The sequence below is a fragment of the Streptomyces colwelliae genome, assembly GCF_048158785.1.
In the GTDB taxonomy this organism is placed as follows: domain Bacteria; phylum Actinomycetota; class Actinomycetes; order Streptomycetales; family Streptomycetaceae; genus Streptomyces.
In genome coordinates this window covers 1-15882 of sequence record NZ_JBLTJC010000034.1, presented here as the reverse complement: position 1 = coordinate 15882, position 15882 = coordinate 1, and the positions used below count along the sequence as shown (strand labels likewise).

At 70.6% G+C, this 15882-nt stretch carries 14 protein-coding genes; 8 read left to right on the top strand and 6 right to left on the bottom strand.

All coding sequences use genetic code 11. The features are described from left to right. Positions 1-113: 113 nt before the first annotated feature. Complete coding sequence (locus ACNFOC_RS10230; protein ID WP_416958768.1) at positions 114-953, bottom strand: siderophore-interacting protein; 840 nt, start codon at positions 951-953, stop codon at positions 114-116. 89 nt (positions 954-1042) lie between these two features. After that, on the bottom strand, positions 1043-1972 hold the full coding sequence (locus ACNFOC_RS10225; RefSeq protein ID WP_416958788.1) for a 5'-3' exonuclease: 930 nt from the start codon (positions 1970-1972) through the stop codon (positions 1043-1045). Positions 1973-2205: 233 nt separating this feature from the next. On the opposite strand from ACNFOC_RS10225, the gene ACNFOC_RS10220 reads away from it, so the two are divergent. From ACNFOC_RS10220 to ACNFOC_RS10205, 4 genes are all read left to right on the top strand, one after another. Further along, positions 2206-3291: a quaternary amine ABC transporter ATP-binding protein gene (locus tag ACNFOC_RS10220; RefSeq protein ID WP_416958767.1), complete on the top strand. Its 1086-nt coding sequence runs from the start codon at positions 2206-2208 to the stop codon at positions 3289-3291. Then, positions 3284-5086, top strand: coding sequence for an ABC transporter permease/substrate binding protein (locus tag ACNFOC_RS10215; protein ID WP_416958766.1), 1803 nt, complete (start codon positions 3284-3286; stop codon positions 5084-5086). Before ACNFOC_RS10220 ends, ACNFOC_RS10215 begins: the two co-directional genes overlap by 8 nt. 437 nt (positions 5087-5523) lie before the next feature. After that, a complete protein-coding gene (locus tag ACNFOC_RS10210) occupies positions 5524-6087 on the top strand; it encodes a helix-turn-helix domain-containing protein (protein WP_416958765.1) in 564 nt (187 codons plus the stop codon). Then, positions 6087-6806 carry a helical backbone metal receptor gene (locus tag ACNFOC_RS10205; RefSeq protein ID WP_416958764.1) on the top strand — a complete coding sequence of 240 codons (720 nt, stop codon included), beginning with the start codon at positions 6087-6089 and terminating at the stop codon, positions 6804-6806. Before ACNFOC_RS10210 ends, ACNFOC_RS10205 begins: the two co-directional genes overlap by 1 nt. On the opposite strand, the gene ACNFOC_RS10200 is transcribed toward ACNFOC_RS10205, so the two are convergent. Continuing rightward, positions 6733-7842 carry a TDT family transporter gene (locus tag ACNFOC_RS10200; RefSeq protein WP_416958763.1) on the bottom strand — a complete coding sequence of 370 codons (1110 nt, stop codon included), beginning with the start codon at positions 7840-7842 and terminating at the stop codon, positions 6733-6735. The genes ACNFOC_RS10205 and ACNFOC_RS10200 overlap by 74 nt on opposite strands. Before the next feature lie 70 nt (positions 7843-7912). Between ACNFOC_RS10200 and ACNFOC_RS10195 the strand changes: the two genes are divergently transcribed. After that, complete coding sequence (locus ACNFOC_RS10195) at positions 7913-8836, top strand: LysR family transcriptional regulator (protein ID WP_416958762.1); 924 nt, start codon at positions 7913-7915, stop codon at positions 8834-8836. Positions 8837-8851: 15 nt separating this feature from the next. Here the strand turns inward: ACNFOC_RS10195 and ACNFOC_RS10190 are convergent, their stop codons facing one another. Next, a complete protein-coding gene (locus tag ACNFOC_RS10190) occupies positions 8852-9544 on the bottom strand; it encodes a gamma-glutamyl-gamma-aminobutyrate hydrolase family protein (protein ID WP_416958761.1) in 693 nt (230 codons plus the stop codon). Between the two features lie 81 nt (positions 9545-9625). Further along, positions 9626-10360, bottom strand: coding sequence for a FadR/GntR family transcriptional regulator (locus tag ACNFOC_RS10185; protein WP_384159568.1), 735 nt, complete (start codon positions 10358-10360; stop codon positions 9626-9628). Between the two features lie 85 nt (positions 10361-10445). Here ACNFOC_RS10185 and ACNFOC_RS10180 point away from each other — a divergent pair, with 85 nt between their 5' ends. Genes ACNFOC_RS10180 through ACNFOC_RS10170 form a run of 3 tightly spaced genes read left to right on the top strand, consistent with a single transcriptional unit; the run spans position 10446 to position 14031 of the window. Then, positions 10446-11816: a glutamine synthetase family protein gene (locus tag ACNFOC_RS10180; RefSeq protein WP_416958760.1), complete on the top strand. Its 1371-nt coding sequence runs from the start codon at positions 10446-10448 to the stop codon at positions 11814-11816. A 26-nt stretch (positions 11817-11842) separates the two neighbouring features. Further along, a complete protein-coding gene (locus ACNFOC_RS10175) occupies positions 11843-13252 on the top strand; it encodes an aldehyde dehydrogenase family protein (protein WP_416958759.1) in 1410 nt (469 codons plus the stop codon). Next, positions 13249-14031: a 3-oxoacyl-ACP reductase gene (locus tag ACNFOC_RS10170; RefSeq protein WP_416958758.1), complete on the top strand. Its 783-nt coding sequence runs from the start codon at positions 13249-13251 to the stop codon at positions 14029-14031. Before ACNFOC_RS10175 ends, ACNFOC_RS10170 begins: the two co-directional genes overlap by 4 nt. A gap of 87 nt (positions 14032-14118) precedes the next feature. On the opposite strand, the gene ACNFOC_RS10165 is transcribed toward ACNFOC_RS10170, so the two are convergent. Further along, the gene (locus ACNFOC_RS10165; protein WP_416958757.1) at positions 14119-15321 is read right to left on the bottom strand and encodes an amino acid deaminase/aldolase; all 1203 of its coding nucleotides are present in this window, start codon (positions 15319-15321) and stop codon (positions 14119-14121) included. Between the last annotated feature and the right edge of the window lie 561 nt (positions 15322-15882).

The following is a 15882-nucleotide window of genomic DNA, read 5'->3' as shown; positions in this document are numbered from 1 at the left end:
CCCGAAAGGGGCGCGGGGCTGTGTCGATTTGCGGCTCCGCCGCGCGGGCGCGACCAGCCACGACGCCGCCGCAGACGCCAAACAACCCAAAGCGGCACCCTCCCGTGGCGCACCTACGCGGCAACGCCCTCCTGCTCCGCCTCGATCTTCGCGTTCCACTCCCGCTTCGACGCCTGCCACCCGTCCTCGTTGTGGCCCAGCCGCCAGTACCCGGAGATCGAAAGATCCTCGCGCGGGATCGCCAACTCGACGCGCAGCAGGGCGCGCAGGTCCTTCACGAAGGCCGCCTCGCCGTGCACGAACGCGTGCATCCGGCCCTCCGGGAACTCCAGCGCCCGTACGGCCTCGGCGAGCGCCTCGCCGACCGGACGGTCACCGCGGTGCAGCCAGACGACCTCGATGTCGGAGTCGATCTTCTGCTCCTCCTCGGGCCCGGAGATCTCCACGAAGGCGTGTGCCGTGGCGCCCTCGGGCAGCGACTCCAGGGCGCGGGCGATCGCGGGCAGCGCGCTCTCGTCCCCGGCGAGCAGATGCCAGTCGGCGTCCGCGTCGGGGGCGTAGGCGCCGCCGGGGCCCATGAAGTGGACGGTCTCGCCCGGCTGGACGCGGGACGCCCACGGGCCGGCGAGGCCCTCGTCGCCGTGGATCACGAAGTCCAGGGTCATCTCGCGGTGCTCGGGGTCCCAGGCACGCACGGTGTAGGTGCGGGTCACCGGCCACTGCTCACGCGGGAACTCGGCGCGGATGCGCTCCACGTCGAAGGGCTCGGGGTAGGTCGCACCCCCGGCCGGGAACAGCAGTTTCACGTAGTGGTCGGTGCAGGTGTCCGCCGAGAACTCGGCCAGACCCTCGCCACCGAGCACCACGCGCTGCATATGGGGAGTCAGGCGCTCGGTGCGGACGACCTGCGCGGAGTGGGGCTTACGCGGCTTCCGTGCCGGACGTTCTGCCATGACGGCCTCCCAGATTCCCATGCTTAGGCTTACCTAAGTTAGCACTAGATTCTTTGTGATAGGCAAGAAGGCGAGAGCAATAACAATGCTTACGCGCCCAGCGTGGTGAGCAGTCGTTGCAATGATCCGCCCAGCCCCCAGCGCTCCGCCAGCGCGCCCACCAGCTCCGGGTCGCGTGGGGCGTGCGGCAGCGTCGGGTCGACATCGGGCAGCGGTACGTCGTCCGCGACCCGTACGACCTTGGGCGCGACCGCGACGTACGGCCGTGCCTCGTCGAGGCGCTTGCGCTGCGAGGGGGTCAGTTTGGACTTGGGGTCGTCGATCGCGGCCATGATCGCGGGCACGTCACCGAACTCGGCGAGCAGCTTCGCCGCCGTCTTCTCGCCGATCCCGGGGACGCCCGGCAGACCGTCGCTGGGGTCGCCGCGCAGCAGCGCCAGATCCACGTAACCGCGCCCGTCGACGCCGTACTTCTCGCGCAGCCACGCCTCGTCGGTGAGCTGGAGCATTCCGACGCCCTTGATCGGATACAGCACGCGGACTCCGCGGGCGTCGTCGACGAGCTGGTAGAGGTCGCGGTCGCCGGTGACGATGTCGACCGGGCCCTTCGCGTGCGCCGTGAACGTGCCGATCACGTCGTCGGCCTCGTACGGCTCGACGCCCACGCGCGCGATGCCGACCGCGTCGAGAACCGCCTCGATGATCGGCACCTGCGGGGAGAGCGTGTCCGGCACCTCCTCCGCGTCCGGGCCGCTCTCGCGGACCTCGGCGACGCGGTGCGCCTTGTAGGTGGGGATCAGGTCGACCCGCCACTGCGGCCGCCAGTCCGCGTCCATGCACGCCACCAGCTGGTCCGGACGGTGGTCCTTGACCAGCCGGTCGATGAACTCGAGCAGCCCGCGTACAGCGTTCACCGGCGTCCCGTCCGGCGCCTTCACGGACTCCGGGACGCCGAAGTAGGCGCGGAAGTAGAGCGAGGCGGTGTCGAGAAGCATCAGTCGTCCGGTCACGCCTCGCATCATGCCGCACGACGGCGCGACGACCACCCCTCCCTGTCACCCGGAGGGACCAACGCCGCCGGCTCCGGACGGGTGAGCACCCTTGGTCGGTGAGCTGGACCACTCCTGTGTTTGCGCCCGGGAAGCCTGGGAAGGCGCGGCCTCGGAGCGATGCCGGTTGCACATTCAACCGTCGAGGGGCCTTCAGGTCCCTCGACGTCGCCTCCCGTCCTGCCCCCGACCGAGAGGTACGCGTGTCAGCCAGGCTAGAAGCCGAGCATCTGCACAAGGTGTTCGGCAGACGACCCGACCAGGCAGTCGAACGGCTCCGCGAAGGAGCCGACCGGGAGGAACTGCGCGCCGAAGGCACCACCGCCGCCGTGATCGACGCCTCCTTCTCCGTCGCACCGGGCCAGATCTTCGTCGTCATGGGCCTGTCCGGCTCCGGCAAGTCCACCCTCCTGCGGATGCTCAACGGACTCCTGGAGCCCACCGCGGGCCGCGTCCTCTTCGACGGCCAGGACCTGACCGCGCTCGGCGACCGCGAACTCCGTGAGGTCCGCGCCCGCAAGATCAGCATGGTCTTCCAGCACTTCGCGCTCTTCCCGCACCGCAGCGTCCGCGAGAACGCCGCCTACGGCCTGGCCGTGCAGGGCGTGCCCCGCGCCGAGCGCGAAGCCCGCGCCGGCGAGGCGCTCGCCCTGTGCGGCCTGGCCGGCTGGGAGGACTCCTGGCCCGACGAGCTGTCCGGCGGTATGCAGCAGCGCGTCGGCCTGGCCCGCGCCCTCGCCACCGACGCCGACCTGCTCCTCATGGACGAGTCGTTCAGCGCGCTCGACCCGCTGATCCGCCGGGACATGCAGGACCAACTCCTTGAGTTGCAGAAGTCGTTGAAGAAGACGATCGTCTTCATCACCCACGACCTCAACGAGGCCATGCGCCTGGGCGACCGCATCGCCGTCATGCGCGACGGCCGCATCGTCCAGACCGGCACCGCCGAGGACATCCTCGTCCGCCCCGCCGACGACTACGTCTCCTCCTTCATCCAGGACGTCGACCGCTCCCGGGTCCTCACCGCGAGCTCCGTCATGGACACCGACCTGCGCGGCGACGAGGCCGACTGCGCCTGTGAGACCGCGACGCCGGACACGCCGTTCAACGACCTGTGCGCGATCAGCGCCCGCCTCACGCACGCCGTCGCGGTGCTCGACAAGGACCACGAACTGGTCGGCGTCGTACCCAGGCAGCGCCTGGTCGCCTTCCTCGGCGACGAGCAGCACGAACCCACCCCCTGTGTCAGTCCGCGCGACGGCGGCGAGAAGGTGACCGCCCATGCCTAGGCTCCCGCTCGGCGACTGGGTCGACTCCGGTGTCGACTGGCTCCTCGCCCACATGTCCTGGCTCTTCGACGCGATCAAGACCGTCGTCGAGGGCATGTACGACGGCATCAACGCGGTCCTCACCGCCCCCGAACCCCTGCTCCTCGCGGGCATCCTGGCCGTGATCGCCTGGTGGCTGCGCGGGCTGGTCGCGGGCGTCCTGGCCTTCGCCGGGTTCCTGCTCATCGACTCGCTGGACCTGTGGGACCGGGCCATGTCGACGCTCGCCCTGGTGCTCGTCGCGACCGTCATCGCCCTGGTGATCTCGATCCCGCTGGGCATCTGGGCGGCCCGCTCCAGGACGGTCAGCGCGGTCGTACGCCCCGCCCTCGACCTGCTCCAGACGATGCCGTCGATGGTGCTGCTGATCCCCGCGATCCTCTTCTTCGGCCTCGGCACCTCGGCCGGCGTGATCGCCACCCTGATCTTCGCGCTCGCCCCCGGCGTCCGCATGACCGAGCTGGGCATCCGCCAGGTCGACGCCGAACTCGTGGAAGCCGCCGAGGCGTTCGGCACCTCACCACGGGACACCCTGCTGCGCGTCCAGCTGCCGCTGGCGCTCCCGACGATCATGGCGGGCGTCAACCAGGTCATCATGCTGGGCCTGTCGATGGTCGTCATCGCCGGCATGGTCGGCACCGGCGGCCTCGGCGGCGCCGTCAACGAGGCCATCGGCCAGCTCGACATCGGCTTCGGCTTCGAGGCGGGCGTCGGCATCGTCGTCCTCGCCATCTACCTCGACCGCATGACCAGCGCGCTCGGCACCCAGATCTCCCCGCTCGGCCGCAGGGCCGCCGCCAAGGCCCGCGCCGCAGGCACCGCCAAGCCCTGGAACTACCGCCCCCGCCCGGCGTTCGCCGTGATCGGCGTGGTCGTCCTCGCCCTCGTGGCAAGCGGCATCGGCGTCTTCGGCTCCTCCTCCGACACGAAGGCGACCTCCGCCACGGACGTCGGCAAGGGCAAGAACATCACCATCGGCTACATCCCGTGGGACGAGGGCATCGCCTCCACCTTCCTCTGGAAGGAGATCCTGGAGGAACGCGGCTACAAGGTGACGACCACCCAGTACGCCGCCGGCCCGCTGTACACCGGTCTCGCCACCGGCCAGGTCGACTTCCAGACCGACTCGTGGCTGCCCACCACGCACGCCGAGTACTGGAAGAAGTACGGCAAGCAGCTCGACGACCTCGGCAGCTGGTACGGCTCCACGTCCCTGGAGCTGACCGTTCCGTCGTACGTGAAGGACGTCAACACCCTGGCGGACCTCAAGACGCACGCCTCCGAGTTCGGCGGCAAGATCACCGGCATCGAACCGAGCGCCGGAATGATGGGCATGCTCAAGACCAAGGTCCTCAAGGAGTACGGCCTCCAGGGCTCCTACGACGTCGTCGACGGCTCCACCCCGGCGATGCTGGCCGAACTGAAGCGGGCGTACGCCAAGAAGCAGCCGATCGTCGTCACGCTCTGGTCGCCGCACTGGGCGTACAGCGACTACAAGCTGAAGAAGCTCAAGGACCCGAAGAACGCCTGGGGCAAGGGCGACGGCGTGCACACCGTGGCGCGCAAGGGCTTCGCCGCCGACAACCCCGACGTCGGGAAGTGGCTGAAGGACTTCAGGATGACCGAGGCCCAGCTCACCGGTCTGGAGGCGCAGATCCAGAAGTCCGGCAAGGGCGAGGAGCAGGACGCCGTCCGCACCTGGCTGAAGCAACACCCGGGCCTCGTCGACCAGTTGGCCCCGGTCACGAAGAACTAGAAGAGCCGGAAGAGCCAGGCGGCCGGGTGACCTGACGGTCCCGCAGCCGCCGTCCCGGAGGCGGGCTCCGCCGCACGTTCCCCCCTTCGTGCGGCGGGGCCCGCCTCTGTCTGCGCCCCGGCCGGTACGAAAAGGATCCGGCCAACCACATAGCGCTACGAAACCCCGCAATCAGGCCTGTGATGTGAGCGGGAACACAGGCGGGTGCGTATGCATTGAAGAGTAGAGACGAACTCTCGCGCCGATCGAGGGCCGCCGGGCCCCCGCGCGGTGGCCAGAACTGTGACGTCCGATCGCACGCTGTGTGACGTGGATGTGACAGGCGCATGAAACGGTTTGCCGAACATGCGTAGGGTGCAGAGAACTCATCAGAGGCAGCTTCGGAAGCGGCTTCAGAGGCAACCACGGACCGACGAGCGAAGGAGGGAGCCGGAGCGATGGGCGACCACAAAGAACAGCCCCTTCGGGTGGGTGCGGCCGTACGGCGGCGGCGCCGCGCACTCTCTCTGACCCTCGCCGTCGTGGCCGAACGCAGCGGCCTGTCGGTGCCCTTCCTGAGCCAGGTCGAGAACGACCGGGCCCGCCCGAGCAGAAGCTCCCTGGAGAAGGTGGCCGACGCCCTGCGCACCACGGCCGTCGAACTCCTCGCCGCCGCCGACCCCGCGTGCAGCGTCGACGTCGTGCGCGCGGAGGAGGCCGAGTCGGCCGCACCCCGGATGCGTTCCCTGGTCCGGGGTCACCACCAGCTGCACGCCTCGGAGTTCACCGGCGACCATGACGCGGGGCGCGAATTCCAGCACCGCAACGACGAGTTGATGTACGTCGCGGACGGCGCCGTCGAGATCGAGGCGGAGGGGCGTGCGTACCGGTTGGTGCGCGGCGACACGATGTACCTGACCGGCGGGGTGCGGCACCGCTGGCGCGCGACCGTGCCGGACACCCGGGTGGTCGTGGTCGCGGTGGCCGAGCACATCGAGGCGGTCCAGGACCGCCAGCGCTGATGCGCGTGGTCTCCCTGGTGCCCTCGCTCACGGAGGCAATTGCCGTATCGGCGCCGGGAGTTCTGGTCGGTGCGACGGACTGGTGCAGCCATCCGCAGGATCTCGACGTGCCGCGCGTCGGCGGCACCAAGAACCCGAAGCCCGACCAGATCCTCGCCCTCGCCCCCGACTTGGTGATCGCCAACGAGGAGGAGAACCGCGCACCGGACCTGACGGCCTTGCGCGAGGCAGGAGTTGAGGTCCTGGTCACCGAGGTGCGTGACGTCCCGCAGGCCTTCCGCGAACTGGCCCGGGTCCTCGACGCGTGCGGAGCGCCCTCCTGTCCGCGCTGGCTGGACGAGGCGGAGCGGGCATGGGCCGAACTCCCGGCTCCCGTACGCCGATCGACCGCCGTCGTCCCCATCTGGCGCCGTCCCTGGATGGTGCTGGGCCGGGACACCTTCGCGGGCGATGTGCTGTCCCGTCTGGGAGTCGACCACGCGTACGCGACGCACGCCGATCGCTACCCGCGCGCCACGGTCGACGAACTGCGGGCTGCGGCACCGGACTTGGTGGTCCTCCCGGACGAGCCGTACCGCTTCACGGCCGACGACGGCCCGGAGGCGTTCGCGGGTCTGCCCTGCGCGCTCGTCAGCGGCAGGCACCTCACGTGGTACGGGCCGTCACTGGGCGAAGCGCCACGGGTGCTGGGCGCGGCCCTGCGAGCAGCGCACCGCTGAGCAGGCCGCGGGCCGTGTGTACGGCGGCGGTGGCCCAGGCGGCGACCAGGACGCCGTAGAGGACGATCGCGAGCCCGTCGTAGACGGCGAGGCCGGTGTGGCGGGCCAGGGACTCGGCGCCGGTGACGCAGGTACCGACCGGGAAGGTGAACGCCCACCAGGTCATCGCGAAGCGCATGCCCCGGCGCCGGGCGCGGACGACGTGCGCGGTGGCGAGGCCGAGCCAGAGCAGGGCGAATCCCATGACGGGGACGCCGTAGAGGACGGCGAGGAGGGTGAAGCCCTGGGCGTACGCGACCGGTACGACGCCGGGGGCGAAGTCCGCGAACTTGCCTACGGCGGTGGTGGACTGGCCCAGTGGACCCAGTACCAGGAACAGCGTCGGGGTGAGTGCGAAGGGCAGTGGCCCGCCGGTGACGAGGCGGGCGAAGACCAGCGGCAGCATCAACAGGGTTGCCAGCAGGCTCAGTCCGAACATCGCGAAGCACGCGAGGAGGAGCGTCTCCCGGGGCTGTCCGGGCGGCAGGTGGGGCACGAGGAGCGGGCCGAGCGCGGCGGACACCATCGGCGCGACCACGGGCAGCAGCCACACGGGGGTCGCCTGGGAAGGGTGCACCTTGTGCCGTACGGCCATCAGGTACGGGACGGCCACGGCCGCCGTGAGCCCGACGGCCGTACCGGCGCCGAACAGCACGGTGTCGAGCGCGACCGCCGCCCCCAGCCCGATCCAGTCCCGCCCGACGACCAGTCCGCCGCCGCCCACCGCCAGCAGGGCCATCGCGAGGCAGCCGTAGAAGGGGGCCATTCCCGGGTCGAGGAGATGGGCGCGGGCCTGGTCGCGGTGGTGGGTCCAGTGCAGGGTGCGGGCGGCGAGCAGGGCCAGGAGCATCGCGAGGGAGAGGGCCCAGACGGCGGCGCAGGCCGTGCGCAGTCCCGGGAGGTGGAGCGGGAGCCCGGCACCGGCCGTGGCGACGATGGCGGTGCCCATGACGGAGGCGTACCAGTTGGGTCCGAGATGACGAACGGCGGTGACCATGCCTCCACCGTCTCGCCGACCGAGACGGGCGACCAGGGAGTATCTGTCTATGGGGACATAAACTGGATTTATGAGCAACGGTGAGATGGGTGAGCAGCGGGAGGGGTCGATCGCGCACCGGGTGCCGGATCTGGGCGCGCTGGAACTGTTGCTGGCGGTGGCGCGGCTCGGGAGTCTCGGCGGGGCGGCCCGCGAACTGGGCATCACCCAGCCCGCGGCCAGCAGCCGTATCCGCTCGATGGAACGGCAGCTCGGCGTCGCCCTGGTGGACCGCTCACCGCGCGGATCGACCCTGACCGACGCCGGGGCCCTGGTCACGGACTGGGCCCGCCGGGTCGTCGAGGCGGCGGCCGCCTTCGACGCGGGCGCCCAAGCGCTACGGCACCGGCGCGACTCCCGGCTCCGCGTCGCCGCCAGCATGACCATCGCCGAGTACCTCCTCCCCGGCTGGCTCCTCGCCCTGCGCTCCCAACGGCCCGACACGGCGGTCTCGTTGCTCGCCGGCAACTCGACCACGGTCGCGGAACGGCTCCTCGCCGACGAGGCCGACCTGGGTTTCGTGGAGGGCCTGTCCGTGCCCGCGGGACTGGATTCCACGGTGATCGCCCACGACCACCTGATCGTCGTGACCGCCCCGACCCACCCGTGGGCCCGCCGCCGACGCCCGGTCCCGGCACAGGAGTTGGCGTCGACGCCCTTGATCCTGCGGGAGAAGGGCTCGGGCACGAGGCAGGTCCTGGACGTGGCGCTGGGCGGACTGGCCCGCCCGCTCATCGAGTTGTCGTCCACCACGGCCGTCAAGGCGTCGGCGGTGAGCGGAGCGGGGCCCGCGGTGTTGAGCGAACTCGCCGTGGGGGAGGAGCTGTCGACGCGGAGGCTGGTGCGCATCCCGGTCGAAGGGGTCACTCTCGCCCGGGACTTGAGAGCGGTCTGGCCCACGGGCCACCGGCCGACGGGACCGGCACGGGAACTGCTCTCGCTGACGCGGGGGTAGCGGGCTTTCGCAGGGCTAGCGGGCCTTCGCAGCCGCCTCCACCAACGCCCGCATCACCCGCAGGTCCTCGCCCATCTCGGGATGCCACTGGACCCCCAACACCCAGTCGGCGGAGGGGAGTTCGACGGCCTCCGGGGTGCCGTCCCCGGCCCAGGCCGACACCGTCAGGCCCGCGCCCAGGCGGTCCACGGCCTGGTGGTGGAACGTGGGGACCGAGGTCTCCTCCGGTACCGCCGACGCGTACAGGGTTCCCGGGACCGGCTTGACCGGGTGGCTGCCGAAGACGCCCGGTGTCTCCGCGTGGCCGTCCATGTGCTGGACGAGGGTGCCGCCCACGGCGACGTTCAGCAGTTGCATTCCCCGGCAGATGCCCAGGAGGGGGATGCCCGCCGTCAACGCGGCCTCGATCAGGGCCAGTTCCCAGGCGTCGCGGGCGGGGGCCGGCGGGCCGGTGCGGGGGTCGCGGTCGGCGCCGTAGCGTATCGGTTCCACGTCCGGGCCGCCGGCGATCACCAGGGCGTCGAGGCGGGCCACGGTGGCCGCGGCGTGTTCGGGGGCGTCGGGGGGCAGCATCGCGGCCAGGCCGCCCGCGCGTTGGACGAGGCGCGGGTAGCCGGCCGGGAGGAGGGCCGCCTCCAGCTGCCAGGTGCCCCAGCGGGCGCCGGCCTCCAGGTACGTACTGATGCCGATCAGCGGCCTGCCCGTCATGCGTTCCTCCGCGCGTTGTGCGACGTGAATGGACTCCAAGGGAACCATTGGGGCCATTGAACTACCCCGCTGGTCGGGCGGTCACGCCAGGAACCCGCGCAGCAGTGCCGCCGTCCCCGCGCAGTGCTCCCGCATCATTTCCCGCGCCCCGTCCGCGTCGCCGTCCAGGACCGCCTCGACCAGCGCGATGTGCTGGCGTTGCGAGTGCTCCAGGTTGCGGACGAGGAGGGGGATGCAGTCGAGGAGGTCGTTCACCGTGGCCCGTACCGCCGCGTACTGCGCGGTCAGGGTCGGTGAACCGCACAGCTCGGCCAGGGTCAGATGGAGCAGGGTGTCCAGCCGGCGGTAGTCGGCGAGCGGGGCGTCGTGCGTGCGGGCGAGGGCGTCCCGTAGCCGTCCCGCCTGCTCGGACGTCAGGCCGTGCGTCGCGCACAGGCCCGTCGCGCCGACCTCCAGCACCTCCCGGAACCGCAGCACGTCCTCGATGTCGACCGCGCTGATCCGGCGCCGCAACTCGTCCTCGCCGCCCGCGTCCGACTTCGGCAGGACAAACGTCCCGCCGTAGCGTCCGCGCCGCGACTCCACGAGGCCCTGGTCCTGAAGTACCTTCAGAACCTCGCGCAGCGTCACCCGACTGATCCCGAGCCGCTCGGCCAGTTCCCGCTCGGCCGGCAAGCGTTCGCCCCCCGGCACCAGACCCAGCCGCACGACCTGAAGTATCTGCTCCAGCGCCTCTTCGAATCCGTTGCCCGCCCGCACCGGCCGCAGTACCGGGGTCAACCGGTCCTCAAGCCCGTTCTCCGCATCCAGCGACATATGGCGGCACCCCCTTCCCAAGCAATGGTTCTCCGCAATACCTTATGGCTTCCGGCTGACCGTAGAAGCCGAAGGAGGCTTTCCCGTGGCAGACCGCACACCCCCACTGAGCGTCGAGGAACTTCAACGCCTCGTCGCCGGTGGTGAGATCGACACTGTCGTCCTGGCCTTCCCCGACATGCAAGGGCGGCTCCAGGGCAAGCGGTTCGCCGCCCAGTTCTTCCTGGACGACGTCCTCCGGCACGGCACCGAGGGCTGCAACTACCTCCTCGCCGTCGACACCGAGATGAACACGGTCGACGGCTACACCATGTCCTCCTGGGAGCGCGGTTACGGCGACTTCGCCATGCACCCGGACCTGTCCACCCTCCGCCTCGTGCCCTGGAACGCGGGCACCGCCATGCTCATCGCCGACCTCGCCTGGAACGACGGATCGCCGGTGGTCGCCGCACCCCGCCAGATCCTGCGCCGCCAGCTGGAGCGCCTCGCCGAGCACGGTTTCACCGCGCAGGTCGGTACGGAGCTGGAGTTCATCGTGTTCAAGGACACGTACGAACAGGCCTGGGACGCGGGCTACAAGGGGCTCACCCCGGCCAACCAGTACAACATCGACTATTCGGTGCTGGGGACCGGACGCATCGAGCCGCTGCTGCGCCGGATCCGCAACGACATGACCGTCGCCGGCCTGACCGTCGAGTCCGCCAAGGGCGAGTGCAACCCGGGGCAGCACGAGATCGTCTTCCGCTACGACGACGCCCTCGTCACCTGCGACCAGCACGCCGTCTACAAGACCGGCGCCAAGGAGATCGCCTCCCAGGAAGGCGTCTCGCTGACCTTCATGGCGAAGTACAACGAGCGCGAGGGCAACTCCTGCCACATCCACCTCTCGCTCGCCGACGCGGACGGCGGCAACGCCATGGCGGGATCCTCGGACGACCCCGGGGGCATGTCGGAGGTCATGCGGTACTTCCTCGCCGGGCAACTCGCGGCGCTCCGCGACTTCTCGCTGCTCTACGCCCCGAACATCAACTCGTACAAGCGGTTCCAGCCGGGATCGTTCGCGCCGACCGCCGTCGCCTGGGGATACGACAACCGCACCTGCGCGCTCCGGATCGTCGGCCACGGCCGCTCCATGCGCTTCGAGAACCGGCTGCCCGGCGGGGACGTGAATCCCCATCTGGCGGTGGCGGGCCTCGTCGCGGCCGGGCTCTACGGCATCGAGCACAAGCTGGAGCTGCCGGAGGCCTGCTCGGGCAACGCCTACAGCGGCGACTACGCGCACGTCCCCACCAATCTCCGCGAGGCCGCCGAGCTGTGGGAGAACAGCCCGATCGCCAAGGCTGCCTTCGGCGACGAGGTCGTCGCGCACTACCGCAACATGGCACGCGTCGAACTGGAAGCCTTCGACGCCGCCGTCACCGACTGGGAGCTGCGTCGCTCCTTCGAACGTCTGTGATTCGAACGTCTGTGAGAGGTCCTTCGTTGTCCTACGAGCTTGAACTCCAGGTGCTCAACCCGGCCACCGAGGAGATCGTCGCCACCGTCCCCGCCGCCACCGCGGCCGACGTGGACGCCGCCGTCGTACGCGCCGCGCGGGCCCAGACGAAGTGGGCCGCGCTCCCGCCCGCCGACCGGGCCCGGCTGCTGCGCCGCTTCGCCGCCGCCGTCGACGAACACCTCGAAGAACTCGCCCGGTTGGAGGTGCGCGAGGCCGGACACACGGTCGGCAACGCCCGCTGGGAAGCCGGCAACGTCCGCGATCTGCTCGACTACGCGGCCGGGGGAGTGGAGCGCCTGACCGGCCGGCAGATCCCGGTCGCGGGCGGCCTCGACATCACGGTCCTCGAACCGCTGGGCGTGGTGGGCGTGATCGCGCCCTGGAACTTCCCGATGCCGATCGCCGCGTGGGGCACCGCCCCGGCGCTCGCGGCCGGCAACGCGGTCATCCTCAAGCCGGCCGAGACGACCCCGCTGACCGCGCTCCGACTGGCCGAACTCGCCCTGGAGGCAGGCCTTCCCGAGTACCTCTTCCAGGTCCTCCCCGGCCACGGCCCGGTCGCGGGCACCGCACTCGTCGAGCACCCGGGCGTCGCGAAGATCGTGTTCACGGGGTCAACGGCCGTAGGCAAACAGGTGTTGGCGAAGAGTTCGGAGCACCTCAAGCGCGTCACCCTCGAACTCGGCGGCAAGAGCCCCAACATGGTCTTCGCCGACGCGGACATCGAGGCCGCGGCCGCCGCCGCGCCCATGTCCTTCCTCGACAACTCCGGCCAGGACTGCTGCGCCCGCACCCGCATCCTGGTCCAACGCGGCGTCTACGACCGGTTCTTGGAGCTGCTGGCTCCGGCGATCGAGGGGGTGACGGTCGGTGACCCGGCCGACGAGAAGACGGATATGGGTCCGCTGATCTCCAAGGTCCAGCTGGAGCGCGTCCGTTCGTACGTGACGGACGACCTCGGCGGCATTCGCGGCAAGGCCCCCGAGGGCCCCGGCTTCTGGTTCCCGCCGACGGTGGTGACCGGCGTCGACCCGCACGCGCGCGTGGCGGTCGAGGAGGTCTTCGGCCCCGTCGCCGTGGTGCTCCCCTTCGAGGACGAGGCGGAGGCGATCGCCCTGGCCAACGCCACCGACTACGGCCTCTCGGGCTCCATCTGGACCCGGGACGTCGGCCGCGCGCTGCGCGTCTCGGGCGCCGTCCGGGCCGGCAACCTGTCCGTCAACTCCCATTCCAGCGTCCGCTATTGGACCCCCTTCGGCGGCTTCAAGCAGTCGGGGATCGGCCGCGAACTGGGCCCGGACGCGCTCACCGCCTTCACCGAAACCAAGAACGTCTTCATCAGCGACGTCTCCCCCACCAACGTCTCCACCAGCACGGAGGGCTCCGCACAGTGACCTCAGAGATTGTTTGCCGGCGACTCGTCGGCCGTACCGCCGTCATCACCGGAGCCGGCAGCGGCATCGGTCTCGCCACCGCGCGCCGGCTCGCCTCCGAGGGCGCCAACGTCGTCTGCGGCGACATCGACGAGACCCACGGCAAGGCGGCGGCCGAGGAGGTCGGCGGGCTGTTCGTGAAGGTCGACGTCACCGACCCCGAACAGGTCGAGGCGCTGTTCAAGGCGGCCTTCGACACCTACGGCAGCGTCGACATCGCCTTCAACAACGCGGGCATCTCGCCGCCGGACGACGACTCCATCCTGGACACCGGGCTGGAGGCCTGGAAGCGCGTCCAGGACGTCAACCTCACGTCGGTGTACCTGTGTTGCAAGGCCGCCATCCCGTACATGCGCCGCCAGGGCAAGGGCTCCATCATCAACACGGCGTCCTTCGTGGCGCGGATGGGCGCGGCCACGTCGCAGATCTCGTACACGGCCTCCAAGGGCGGTGTCCTCGCCATGTCCCGTGAACTGGGCGTGCAGTTCGCCCGCGAGGGCATCCGCGTCAACGCGTTGTGCCCGGGGCCGGTCAACACCCCGCTCCTGCAAGAGCTGTTCGCGAAGGACCCCGAGCGCGCCGCGCGCCGCCTGGTGCACATCCCGGTCGGCCGTTTCGCGGAGGCGACCGAGATCGCCGCGGCCGTGGCCTTCCTGGCGAGTGACGACTCGTCGTTCGTCAACGCCGCGGACTTCCTTGTGGACGGCGGGATTTCGGGGGCGTACGTCACGCCGATGTGAGAACGGTCAGCACACACAGCGACGGCCCGGAATCGCCTCCGGGCCGTCGCGCGTTTCTGCCATCCGTCATCCGTCATCTGTCATTCGTCAGAGGAACGTCATGCCCTCGCCGCGATAGGTCGGGACGGTCGAGGTCACCGCGTCGCCCTCGATCAGGTGCAACACGTCGAAGCGCTCGCACAGTTCACCGGCCTTGGCGTGGCGGAACCACACCTTGTCGCCGATGAGGAGGTCGTCGGCGGGGGAGCCGAGCAGCGGCGTCTGTACCTCGCCGGGCCCTTCCTGGGGGTCGTAACGCAGGCCCTCCGGGAGATACGGCACCGGGAGCCGGTCGGGGCCGGTGGCGCCGGAGGCGGGGTAGCCGCCGCCGAGGACGGTGACAACGCCGACGCCCGGGCGTCGTACGACGGGCTGGGCGAAGAGCGCGGCCGGACGGCCGGTGAACGACGTGTAGTTGTCGAAGAGGCGCGGCACATACAGCCCGGAACCGGCCGCGATCTCGGTCACCGCGTCCTCGGCGGCGGTGTGCTGCACACTGCCGGTGCCGCCGCCGTTGACGAACTCCAGATCGGGCACAACTGCCCTGACCGCACGCACCACTTCCGCGCGCCGCTCGGCGAGTTCGCGCTTGGCGGTGGCCTGCATCAGCCGGATCGCGCGGGAGCGGAACGGCCGCCCGGCGACGGAGTCACCGACGCCGGCGATGTGCCCTTCGTAGGCCATGATCCCGACGACCTTGAAGCCGGGGCGACGGGACACCGTCCGTGCGATGTCGGCTAGTTGGGCGGGGGTGCGCAGCGGGGAGCGGAGCGCGCCGACGCGGACGCGGCCGCCGAGCATCTTCAGCGAGGTGTCCAACTCCAGGCAGACGCGGATGACTTCGGTGCCGCCGTCGCGGGAGTCGTCGATGAGTTTGGGCTGGGCCGGGTCGTCGATCATCACGGTGACGGCGGAGGCGAGCTTGGGGTCGTTGGCCAGTTCGCCGAAGGCGGCGTGGTCGGTGGAGGGGTAGGCGAGGAGGACGTCCTCGAACCCGGAGCGGGCGAGCCAGAGCGACTCGGGGAGGGTGAAGGACATCAGGCCCGCGAAGCCGTCCCTGGCCAGGACGCGTTCGAGGAGCGCTCGACAGCGGACGGACTTGCTGGCGACGCGGACCGGCTTGCCGCCGGCCCGGCGGACGAGGTCGTCCGCGTTGGCATCGAAGGCGTCCAGGTCGACGATCGCGATGGGGGCGTCGAGGTGGGCGGTGGCCCGGTCGTAACGGGCCCGGTCGGCGGCGCGCGCAGTCATGAACGCAGCCTGCCAGACAGGATTACCGCAGGGTAGGGGGACGTTCCGGGCAGATGCCCCGGGGGTGTGGACTGGTTCCCGTTCGCGCGGGGTCAACCCGTAGAGTGACGCGCACGCACGGAGGAAAAGCCGCCGGTCGTTCGACCGCGCCCGGGATGGCGGTCCGCCGCTGCGGGTATGCGTGCTCGGGACGACTTCGATTTTGTGTCGTGCCGGGTGAGAGCGGGGTGGACGCCGGTCCGTATACGAGCAAGGGCAGGACTACACCAGCCCGCGTACGAACAAACGGTGGCCCGGTACGAGGAAACGGGGGGTGCATGAGCACGGAAGCGCGACGCGCCCCCGGACCGGCGGGTTCGACGCCGCCGCACCGTCCGCCGGGCACGACGGGCTCGGTGAATCCTGTGAACTCGGGGAACGTGACGAATTCGGGCAACCTGACGAATTCGGGAAATGTGACGGACTCGGCGGGGCGGCCGCCGGCCGATGACGCAACGGGCGAGGACTTGGACCGACCGCATTCTGGTTCTGTGGGGGATTCGGGGACGCCGGGGGCGACAG

Excerpts from the sequence above, each read along its gene's own strand:
- ACNFOC_RS10185 (WP_384159568.1), bottom strand. The coding sequence starts at position 10,360 with ATGTCGCTGGATGCGGAGAACGGGCTTGAGGACCGGTTGACCCCGGTA.
- ACNFOC_RS10200 (WP_416958763.1), bottom strand. The coding sequence starts at position 7,842 with ATGGTCACCGCCGTTCGTCATCTCGGACCCAACTGGTACGCCTCCGTC.
- ACNFOC_RS10205 (WP_416958764.1), top strand. The coding sequence starts at position 6,087 with ATGCGCGTGGTCTCCCTGGTGCCCTCGCTCACGGAGGCAATTGCCGTA.
- ACNFOC_RS10190 (WP_416958761.1), bottom strand. The coding sequence starts at position 9,544 with ATGACGGGCAGGCCGCTGATCGGCATCAGTACGTACCTGGAGGCCGGC.
- ACNFOC_RS10225 (WP_416958788.1), bottom strand. The coding sequence starts at position 1,972 with ATGCGAGGCGTGACCGGACGACTGATGCTTCTCGACACCGCCTCGCTC.
- ACNFOC_RS10230 (WP_416958768.1), bottom strand. The coding sequence starts at position 953 with ATGGCAGAACGTCCGGCACGGAAGCCGCGTAAGCCCCACTCCGCGCAG.
- ACNFOC_RS10165 (WP_416958757.1), bottom strand. The coding sequence starts at position 15,321 with ATGACTGCGCGCGCCGCCGACCGGGCCCGTTACGACCGGGCCACCGCC.
- ACNFOC_RS10210 (WP_416958765.1), top strand. The coding sequence starts at position 5,524 with ATGGGCGACCACAAAGAACAGCCCCTTCGGGTGGGTGCGGCCGTACGG.
- ACNFOC_RS10215 (WP_416958766.1), top strand. The coding sequence starts at position 3,284 with ATGCCTAGGCTCCCGCTCGGCGACTGGGTCGACTCCGGTGTCGACTGG.
- ACNFOC_RS10195 (WP_416958762.1), top strand. The coding sequence starts at position 7,913 with ATGAGCAACGGTGAGATGGGTGAGCAGCGGGAGGGGTCGATCGCGCAC.